The sequence below is a fragment of the Actinomadura sp. 7K534 genome, from assembly GCF_004348575.1.
Taxonomy (GTDB): domain Bacteria; phylum Actinomycetota; class Actinomycetes; order Streptosporangiales; family Streptosporangiaceae; genus Spirillospora; species Spirillospora livida.
In genome coordinates this window covers 1-9,067 of sequence record NZ_SMKB01000271.1, presented here as the reverse complement: position 1 = coordinate 9,067, position 9,067 = coordinate 1, and the positions used below count along the sequence as shown (strand labels likewise).

Genomic DNA, 9,067 nt, shown 5'->3' with positions numbered 1-9,067 from the left:
GGGCTGGTGGGGGCTTGTTCGAGGATGAGGTGGGCGTTCGTTCCGCTGATGCCGAAAGAGGAGACCGCGGCACGGCGCGGCTGCCCGGTCTCGGGCCACGGGACGGGGTCGGTGAGCAGCTCGACCGTCCCCGCGGACCAGTCCACGTGCGGGGTCGGCTCGTCAACGTGCAGCGTCCGCGGCAGAACCCCGTGATTGAGGGCCTGGACCATCTTGATCACACCGGCGACGCCGGCGGCGGCCTGAGTGTGCCCGATGTTCGACTTGACCGATCCCAGCCACAGCGGCCGGTCACGATGCCGGCCGTAGCTCGCGATCAGCGCTTCGGCCTCGATGGGGTCGCCCAATGCCGTGCCGGTGCCGTGCGCTTCGATCGCGTCGATGTCATCGGGGGCGAGCCGCGCGCTGGCCAGCGCGTCCTCGATCACACGCTGCTGGGACGGCCCGTTCGGCGCCGTCAACCCGTTGCTCGCACCGTCCTGGTTGACAGCCGAACCTCGGATCACCGCGAGCACCGGATGCCCGTTGCGCTGCGCATCGGAGAGACGCTCGACAAGGAGGAGCCCAACGCCTTCGGACCACGCGGTGCCGTCGGCCGCCGCGGCGAAGGGCTTGCAGCGGGCGTCCGGCGCGAGGACCCGCTGCCGGGAGAACTCCACGAAGATGCCGGGCGTCGACATGATGGCAACGCCCCCGACCAGGCTCAGCGAGCAGTCGCGCTGGCGCAGTGCCTGGCAGGCGAGGTGGAGGGCGACGAGGGAGGAGGAGCAGGCGGTGTCGATGGTCACCGCGGGCCCCTCCAGCCCGAACGTGTACGCGAGCCGCCCGGAGACGACGCTGGCCGCGTTGCCGAGGCTGATATGGCCTTCGAGCTTGCGGGACGTGTCCGCGAGGAGCAGCTGGGCGTAGTCCTGCGCGTTGGTCCCGATGAAGACGCCGGTCCGGCTGCCGCGCAGTGACGCGGGAGCGATGCCGGCGCGTTCGACGGTCTCCCAGGCCCCCTCCAGCAGGAGCCGCTGCTGCGGGTCCATGGCCAGCGCCTCGCGCGGGCTGATCCCGAACAGGTCGGGGTCGAAGTCGCCCGCGTCGTGCAGGAACCCGCCCTCGCGGACATAGCTCGTCCCGGGGCGCTCGGGGTCCGGGGAGTGGAGCCGGTCGAGGTCCCAGCCCCGGTCGGCGGGGAAGCCGGACATGGCGTCGGCGCCGGCGTCGAGCAGCCGCCACAGGCCCTCGGGGGACGACGCGTCCCCGGGGAACCGGCAGGCCATCCCGATGACGGCGATCGGTTCCCGCATGCCCGACTCGGCCTCGTGCAGCCGCCGGCGCGATTGCCGCAGCTCCGCGGTCATCCATTTGAGGTGGTCGAGAAGCTGCTGCTCATTCCCCATCTGAACCGAACTCCAAAGGATGCGGGCAAAGGCGTGGCGGTGGAATCAGGATCTGCCGAATTCTTCGCGGATGATGTCGAGTACCTCGTCCGCGGTCGCGGACTCCAGTTTGCTGACGGGCTCCTCAGGCGCCCCGCCCGCGCCCTCGAATTTCGACAGCAGCGCCTGGAGCCGCCACGAGACGGTCTTCTGCTCGGCCGCGGAGAGACTCGCCATGGCGACGGAATTGGACAGTTCGTCGAGCTGCGCGATGATCCCGGTTCCGTTTCCGGGCTCGTCGGTGATGGTCGTTCTCAGGTACTGCGCCAGTGCCTGCGGACTGGGATGGTCGAACACCAGGGTGCTGGGCAGTTTCATCCCGATCTCGCGGGTGAGGTGGTTGCGGAACTGGAGGGCGGACACCGAATCGAAGCCCAGTTCCTTGAAGGTCTGCCGGGTCGGTACCTCGTCGCCGGAGGCGTGGCCGAGGACCGCGGCCGCGGTGGCTCTGACCAGGTCGGCCAGGATGGTCTCCTGCTCCGGGCGGGCTGCGCCGAGGAGGCGTCGGCGCAGCGCCGCCGCCGACCCCGGATCCGCTTCGGGAACCGGTCCGGAGGAGCGCGTGACCTGCCGTATCTCCGGCAGATCGGCGAGCAGGGGTATCCGGCGGGTCGGGGCGAACGCCCGCCAGAGCCGTTCCCAGTCGACGGCGGCGACGGTGAGGCAGGTCTCGTCCCGGTCCAGCGCCCGCTGGAGCGCGGCGATCGCCATCTCCGGGTCCATGCCGGAGAACCCGCTCCGGCGCAGGTTGGCCCGCGCGCTCTCGTCGTCGGCCATGCCGCCGCCGCCCCATTCGCCCCACGCCACGGACAGGGCCGGGAGCCCCTGGGCGCGGCGCCGCCGGGCCAGCGCGTCCAGGAAGGAGTTCGCCGCCGCGTAATTGGCCTGCCCCGGGCTACCGAGGATCCCGGCCGCGGAGGAGAACAGCACGAACGCGGACAGGTCCCGGTCCCGGGTCAGCTCGTCCAGGTGCGCCGCGGCGTCGGCCTTCGGGCGCAGCACCCCGGCCAGCCGGTCCGGGGTCAGCGCGTCGATCACGCCGTCGTCCAGGACGCCAGCGGTGTGCACGACCGCGGTCAGCGGATGCTCGTTGGGAATCTCGGCGAGGACCCGCTCCAGCGCGGCCCGGTCCGCCGTGTCGCAGGCCGCGAACGTCGGCTCGGCGCCGAGCGCCCGCAGCTCTGATCGGAGTTCCGCCGCGCCGGGGGCGTGCGGGCCGCGGCGGCTGACCAGGACGAGGCGCTCGGCCCCGCCGCGCGCCAGCCAGCGGGCGACGTGCGCTCCCAGCGCGCCGGTTCCGCCGGTGACGAGGACGGTGCCGCGCGGCCGCCAGCCGGCCCGTTGCGGCCCGCCCCGGTCGGCGGCCCGCACCAGCCGGCAGGCGAGGACCCCCGCGGGCCGGATCGCGAGCTGGTCCTCTCCGTCCGTACCGGCGAGAACGCCCGCGAACCGCTCCCGCGCCGGCCCGTCGGGTGTCTCCGGCAGGTCGATCAGGCCGCCCCAGCGGTCGGCGTGCTCCAGCGCCGCCACCCGGCCCAGCCCCCAGAGCCGCGCCTGCGTGGGGTCGTCCGCGGTGTCCAGCGGATCGGCGGACACGGCCCGCCGGGTGACGCACCAGAGCGGCGCGTCGATCCCGGCGTCGCCGAGGGCCTGGAGGAGCGTCGTGGTTCCGGAGAGCGCGTCGCGGCCGCCCAGGGCCAGCAGCGAGACCACCCCCTGGAGCCCGTCGGACAGGCCGCCGAGGCGTTCCGTGAGCGCCGTGCGGTCGAGCGGCCCGGCATCGACCTCCAGGCGGACGGTCTCGGCACCGGCGAGGCCGCTCATCGCCTCCTCGCAGGCGTCCTGCCACGGGTCGCCGGCCTGGGGTACGACGAGCAGCCACCGGCCGCGGAGCGTGGAGACGGCGGGATCGGCGAGCCTCTTCCAGGTGACCCGGTAGCACCACGAGTCCACCTCGGAGCGCTCACGCTGCCTGCGGTGCCACGAGGACAGCACCGGCAGCGCGGGCTTCAGCGCCTCCAGGGGCGGGGCGGAGCCGTTGGGCTCCAGCATCGCGGCGAGGGCGTCGAGGTCCTCGCGCTCGACCGCGCTCCAGAAGCGCCCGTCGTCGTCACCGGGGGAGGGGGCGTCCTTCGGGGCAGGACCCTCCAGCCAGTAGCGGCGCCGCTGGAAGGCGTAGGTGGGCAGCGCCACGGGAGGAAGCGGGCCAGAGAAGAAGCGGCCTGCCCAGTCGACGGTGATCCCGCGGGTGTGGGCGTGCGCGGCGCTTGAGAGGAACCGCGTCAGCTCGCCCTGGCCGCGCTGGAGTGTAGGGATGACGACCGCGTGGGCCCCGATGTCGTCGACGGTGTCCTGGAGGCCGGTGACGAGCACGGGGTGCGGGCTGACCTCGATCAGGGCGTCGTGGCCCTGCCCGATCAGGGCGTGCACGCATCGTTCGAGCTGCACGGGCCGGCGCAGGTTGGTGTACCAGTAGGCGGCGTCCAGCCCGGTGGTGTCGAGCCGGTCGCCGGTGACGGTGGAGAAGAACGGGATCCTCGACGGCTGCGGCGCGATGTCGGCGAGGGCATCAAGCAGCGCGGGCCTGATGCGGTCGACCTGCGGGGAATGGGACGCGTAGTCGACGCTGACGCGATTCGTGCGGATCCCCTCGCCACCGCATTCGGCGAGGAATGCATCGACGGCCTCGGGGGAGCCGGAGACCACGGTCGAGGCGGGGCCGTTCACCGCCGCGAGCGTGAGTTCGCCGTCCCAGCGGGCGAGCCGCCGCTCGATCTCGTCGGCGGGCAGCGCGACCGACGCCATGGCCCCGTCCCCGGCCAGCTCGCGCAGGGCTCGGCTGCGCAGTGCCACCACCTTGGCCGCGTCGTCCAGGGAGAGGGCGCCGGCGATGTGCGCGGCGGCGATCTCGCCCTGGGAGTGGCCGGCGACGGCCGCGGGCTCCACCCCGTAGGAGCGCCACAGCTCGGCCAGGGCCACCATGACTGCGAACAGGACCGGTTGGACGACGTCGACGCGCTCCAGACCGGGAGCGGTGGGCGCGCCGCGCAGCACCTCGTCCAGCGACCACGACACGTGCGGTGCGAGCGCCGCCTCGCACCGGGCGATGTGCTCGGCGAACTCCGCCGACTGCTCCAGCAGCGCCGTGGCCATGCCCTCCCACTGGGCGCCCTGCCCGGGGAAGACGAAGGCGACCTTGCCGTCCAGGTCGGCGACGCCCTCGGTCACCCCGGCGGAGGGGGTTCCGGCGGCGAGCGCCGCCAGTTCGTTCGGCAGTTCGTCCGGCAGCCGGGAGGCGTCGGAGGCGAGCACGACGGCGCGGTGGCGCAGTGTCGCGCGCCTGGTCGCCAGGGCGCCGGCGACGGCGCGGGGATCCGCGTCCGGACGTTCCCGCACGAACTCCGCCAGCCGTCGCGCCTGCCCGCGCAGCCCGGCCTCGCTCGCGGCCGACACCAGCAGGGGCAGCGGCCCCGCCCCGGCCGGGCCCGGTACCTCGGCGGGCTGTTCGGCGGGGGCCTGCTCGATGATGGTGTGCGCGTTCGTGCCGCTGATGCTGAACGACGAGACGGCCGCGCGGCGCGGCCGTCCGGTGTCGGGCCAGGGGACCGGCACGGTGAGCAGGCTCACCGCTCCCGCGCTCCAGTCGACGTGCGGGGTCGGCTCATCGACGTGCAGGGTGCGCGGGAGCAGGCCGTGGTTGATCGCCTGGATCATCTTGATGACTCCGGCGACGCCCGCGGCGGCCTGGGTGTGCCCGAGGTTGGACTTGATCGACCCGAGCCACAGGGGCCGGTCGCGGTCCCGGCCGTAGGCGGTGAGGAGCGCCTGCGCCTCGATGGGGTCGCCGATGGTGGTGCCGGTGCCGTGGGCCTCGACCGCGTCGACGTCGGCGGCGCCCAGGCCCGCTTCGGTGAGCGCCTGCGCGATCACCCGCTGCTGGGACGGGCCGTTGGGCGCGGTCATCCCGTTGCTGGCGCCGTCCTGGTTCACCGCCGAGCCGCGCACGACCGCCAGCACCGGGTGGCCGTTGCGCTGGGCGTCGGAGAGCCGCTCGACCACCAGGAGCCCGACACCCTCGGACCAGCCCGCGCCGTCGGCGGCGGCCGCGAACGGCTTGCAGCGGCCGTCGGGGGCGAGTCCCCGCTGCCGGGAGAACTCCACGAACAGGGTGGGGGTGGCCATGACGGTGGCCCCGCCGGCGAGCGCGAGGTCGCATTCCCCCCGGCGCAGGGCCTGGCACGCCAGGTGCAGCGCGACCAGGGAGGAGGAGCAGGCGGTGTCCACCGTCAGGGCCGGCCCCTCCAGGCCGAACACGTAGGAGATGCGCCCCGACGCCGCGCTGCCCGACGTCCCGGTCAGGGAGTATCCCGCGGTGGTGTCGGTGAACTGCTCCGGGAGCGTCATGTAGTCCTGGTACATCAGCCCCGTGAAGACGCCGGTCGGGCTGGACTTCAGCGAGGCGGGCGGGATGCCGGCGTTCTCCAGGGCCTCCCAGGCGACCTCCAGCAGCAGCCGCTGCTGCGGGTCCATCGCCGCCGCCTCCCGCGGCGAGATCTCGAAGAACTCGGGATCGAACTCGGCGGCGTCGTACAGGAACCCGCCCTCGCGGGCATAGGTGGTGCCGGAATGGGCGGGATCGGGATGGTAGAGCCGCTCCAGGTCCCAGCCGCGGTCGGTGGGGAACGCCGAAATCCCGTCCCGGCCCGCCTCCACGAACCGCCACAGATCCTCGGGGGAGCGGATGCCGCCCGGGTAGCGGCAGGCCATCGCCACGATCGCGACCGGCTCGTCCGCGGACCTCCTCGCCGCGGCCGTGGCCGACGGGGCGCGCCGCGCCCCGGCTAGCAGGTCACGCAGATGGCTGGCGACGTTCCGCGGTGTCGGATGGTCGAAGACCAAGGTGGCCGGCAGCGCCAGCCCCGTCGCGGCGCTCAGGCGGTTCCGCAGCTCGACCGCGGTCAGCGAATCGAACCCGAGATCCTGGAACGCGCGGTCAGCCGGCATGCCCTGGGCCGTGTCGCGCCGCAGCACCGCCATCACGTGACCGCGCGTCAGGTCGAGCAGCGCCTCCCGCTGCTCCGCCTCGGGCAGCCCGGCCAGCCGGCGCGCGAGCGAGCCCTCCGGCTGCGCCGCCCCGGACGCGCCCGCGCGCCGGACGGGCACGGGCACGATCCTGCGGAACAGCGCGGGCAGCGAACCCTCGGCAGCGCGGGCGCGCAACGCCGCGACGTCCAGCGGAACGGGAGCCACCAGCGCCTCGCCCGCCGCGCAGGCGGCGTCGAACAGCGCCGCCCCCTGCTCCGACCGCAACCGGACCAGGCCGCCGCGCTCGACCCGGGACAGTTCGGCCGCCCCCAGATGCGCGGTCATCCGGCTGGTCTCCTCCCACAGCCCCCAGGCGAGGGAGGTCCCCGGCAGGCCCGTCGCCCGCCGGTGCGCGGCCAGCGCGTCCAGGAAGGCGTTCGCCGCCGCGTAATTGCCCTGGCCGGGGGTGCCGACGATCCCCGCGGCCGACGAGAACAGCGCGAACAGTGCCAGGTCCGCGTGCCTGGTCAGCTCGTGCAGGTTGACGGCGGCGTCGATCTTCGGGTGCGCCACCCGCGCCATCCGCTCGGGCGTCAGGGAGCCCACCACCCCGTCGTCGATCACCCCCGCCGCGTGGACCACGGCGGTCAGCGGATGCGCGGCAGGGACGCTCGCCAGCAGGTCCGCGAGCCGCCCGCGGTCGGCGGCGTCGCAGGCGGCCACCGTGACCTCGGCGCCCAGCTCGGCCAGCCGGTCCCGCAACTCCACCGCCCCTTCCGCGCGTGGCCCCTGGCGGCTGGCCAGGATGACGTGCCGGGCGCCGTGGGCCGCCACCAGGTGGTGGGCGATCCGGCTCCCGACCAGCCCGGTGCCGCCGGTGATGAGGACCGTGCCATCGGGGTCGAGCAAGGCCGGGCGGGAGTCCCCGCCGGGGAGCGCGGTCGCCAGGCGGGGCGCCAGTACCGTCCCCCGCCGGACGGCGACCTGCGTCTCGCCCGGGACGGACGCGATCGCCGCCAGGCCGGGCAGCACGCTCGCGGAATCCGGGTCATCGTCGATGTCGACCAGCAGGAACCGGCCGGGATTCTCCGACTGGGCCGCGCGGACCAGCCCCCACACCGGAGCGGCGGCCAGATCGGCGACGTCCTCGCCCGTGCGGGTGGACACCGCGCCCCGCGTGACGACGACCAGCCGGGAGGCCGCCCACCGCTGGTCTTCCAGCCAGGCGCGCACGAGTCCGAGCGCCGCGGCCCCGGCCGTGCGCGCCGCCTCGGCGAGGCCGCCGGTTCCCGCACCGGAGCAGACGGTCACGACGGTCTCCGGGACGCCCGCGCCCGCGTCGATCGCCTCCGTCAGGGCGTCCAGGTCGGCGAACGGTTCGGCGCCGGGCCCGAAGGCGTGCGCGAGCCCTGCCGCGTCGGTGCCGAGGAGCACCAGCCCGTCCTGGTCCCGGTCTTCCGGCCGCCCTTCCGGCAGCGGCGTCCACTCCAGGGTGTAGAGGTGGTGACCGGCGTCCCGGCCGTGCCGGAGATGCTCGGCGCGGACCGGCCGCATCGTCAGCGACTCCACCGACATGACCGGCCGGCCGGTCTCGTCGGCCACGGAGACCGTCACCGTGCGCGGGCCGCTCGGCGACACCCGCACCCGCGCCGCCCCTGCCCCGGACAGGAACAGCGACACACCGTTCCAGTCGAACGGCAGGTCCACCTCCCGTTCGGTGCGGTCGAGCACGGACAGGCCGACGACGTGCAGGCAAGCGTCCAGCAGAGCGGGATGGACGCCGAACCGTGCCGCGTCGGCGCCGTCGGGCAGCGCCACCTCGGCGAGCAGGTCCTCGCCATGGCGCCACGCGCGCCGGAGCCCTTGGAAAGCGGGGCCGTACTCGTAGCCCACCTGCGCCAGTCCCGCGTAGCAGCCCTCCGTGTCCAGAGGCTGCGCCTCGGCGGGCGGCCAGAACGCCATGTCCGATGGGAGGTCCGCTGGGGCTCCGGCCGTCACCACCCCACCCGCATGACGGGTCCACGGAAGGTCGTCCGCGCTCTCCTCCGGCCGTGAGTAGACGGTGATCGCGCGCCGCCCGCCCTCGTCGGCCGCCTCGACGACCACCTGCAGCCCGACGCCGCCGCGGTCGGGCAGCGCCATCGGCGCCTCCAGCGTCAGCGCCTCCACCCGGCCGCAGCCCACCAGCCGCCCGGCGTGCACCGCCAGCTCCACGAACGCCGAACCCGGCAGCAGCGCCGATCCCGCCACGACATGGTCGGCGAGCCACGGATGCGAACCCTTGGACACCCGGCCCGTCAGAACGACCTCGCCGCCAGAGGCGAGCTTGACCATGGCGCCGATCAGCGGATGGTCCGCCGGGGTCAGCCCGGCGTCGGCGACGTCCCCTGCCCTGCGCCCCCTTCCGTCCAGCCAGTACCGCTGGTGCTGGAAGGCGTAGGTGGGCAGTGCGGGCGGGCTCGCGGGCCGTGGGATGCCGATGGCTTCGAGGATGCGGGTCCAGTCGGTGGTGAAGCCTTGGGTGTGGAGGGTGGCGAGGTTGGTGAGGAGTTGGGTCCAGGTGCCGTTGTCGCGGTGGAGTGTGCCGGTGGTGAGGATGGGTTGGTCTTGGATGC

2 protein-coding genes are annotated in these 9,067 nt (G+C 74.3%); both read right to left on the bottom strand.

Annotation, left to right across the window (positions count from 1 at the left end):
- Positions 1–1,388: beta-ketoacyl synthase N-terminal-like domain-containing protein (locus E1266_RS32240; protein ID WP_207946046.1), on the bottom strand; the 1,388-nt coding region annotated here is incomplete at its 3' end.
- 45 nt (positions 1,389–1,433) lie between these two features.
- On the bottom strand, positions 1,434–9,067 hold a 7,634-nt coding region (locus E1266_RS32235), incomplete at its 5' end, for a type I polyketide synthase (RefSeq protein ID WP_132053550.1).